This window comes from Mesorhizobium sp. M4A.F.Ca.ET.020.02.1.1, from assembly GCF_004022645.1.
GTDB lineage: Bacteria > Pseudomonadota > Alphaproteobacteria > Rhizobiales > Rhizobiaceae > Mesorhizobium.
The window spans coordinates 1-1,540 of sequence record NZ_RZOI01001049.1 but is presented as its reverse complement, the minus strand read 5'-3'; the positions used below and the strand labels follow the sequence as shown (position 1 = coordinate 1,540).

Genomic DNA, 1,540 nt, shown 5'->3' with positions numbered 1-1,540 from the left:
AGACGAACCACGGCGTGGCGGCATAGTCGAACCATCCGCCGGCCCAGGCCAGCGACCGATCGATGGCGTCGCGAAAATCCATTTGCCACGACCACTTGGCTAAGGAACTGCAACTTGTGATCCACAATGTCGCCGGGCTTGGCAATGGTCAAGCAGAGCTTGGCTGCGTGCTCGGGGTTTGCGCGACCAGGCGTAAGCGGTCACCGAAGAGCTGGGGAACAACGGCCCGTCCATGTCCGGCGCGCTCGACCCGCCGCGCTTCGGTTGATAAGGCCCGCAGGGAAACTTTTTCGAGTCGACAGATGACGGTTGCGATCGAGATGGGCGAGACGAGCGCGGGGGCCACGGCGGCGCTCGACCTCGAGGAGCTTTTGGCGACCCGCCTTCTGGTGCAGGGCAATTCCGGCTCCGGCAAGTCGCATCTCTTGCGCCGGCTGCTCGAACAGAGCGCGCCCTGGGTGCAGCAGACCATCATCGATCCCGAGGGCGACTTCGTCTCGCTCGCCGAGCGCTTCGGCCATCTGGTGATCGATGCCGAGGAGCATACCGAGCGCGGCCTGCAGGCGGCCGGCGAGCGGGCGCGCATCCACCGCGTCTCCACCGTGCTCAACCTCGAAGGGCTCGACGCCGAGAACCAGATGCGGCGCGCCGCCGCCTTCCTCGGCGGGCTGTTCGAGGTCGCGCGCGACCACTGGTATCCGATGCTGGTGGTGGTGGACGAGGCGCAGCTCTTCGCGCCCGCGGTGGCGGGCGAGGTTTCGGACGAGGCGCGAAAACTCTCGCTCGGCGCGATGACCAATTTGATGTGCCGCGGCCGCAAGCGCGGGCTTGCCGGCATCATCGCCACGCAGCGGCTGGCGAAGCTTGCCAAGAACGTCGCGGCGGAAGCCTCCAACTTCCTGATGGGCCGCACCTTCCTCGACATCGACATGGCGCGCGCCGCCGATCTGCTCGGCATGGAGCGGCGGCAGGCGGAAGCCTTTCGCGACCTCGAGCGCGGCCAGTTCATGGCGCTGGGTCCCGCGCTGTCGCGCCGGCCGCTCGGCCTGCGCATCGGCCCGACCGATACAAAACCGCGCAACGGCACGCCGCGCCTGATGCCGCTGCCGGAGGCCGCGTTGGAGGACGCGCGCGCGATCATCCTCGCCGCGCCGCCGCCCGAGACGGTGCGGCCGCTGCGCCGGGCGCCCTCGCCCGACCTGCTCGACCAGTTGATGGCGGCGAAGTCGGCGGCGCTGGAGATTCGCCCCGAGCCGGCCGAGCCGGCACCGAGCGCCGAGGACCTGGCCGAGCGGCGCGAACGGATGGACCGCGTGCTCGGCGCCGTGCTGGCCGAGCCCGACGCGGGTTTTCGCGTCGTCGGCGTGCTCTATCAGGAGTTTGTCGTCCGCTGCCGCATCGAGGGGCTGGCCTCGGTCGTGCCCGACCTTGCCGAGTTCCGCCGCATGCTGACGCGGGCGCGGGCCGGCCTCGGCTCCGAAATGGCGGAGGACGATGCCTGGCGCGACGTCTCGGTGCGCGCCTCGCTGCTGCCCGAGGA

The 1,540-nt window shown here is 69.9% G+C and carries 1 protein-coding gene; it reads left to right on the top strand.

Annotated features, from left to right (window positions below):
* Positions 1-302: 302 nt before the first annotated feature.
* Positions 303-1,540, top strand: a 1,238-nt coding sequence (locus tag EN742_RS34645; RefSeq protein WP_148670508.1) for an ATP-binding protein, incomplete at its 3' end; no start/stop codon positions are given.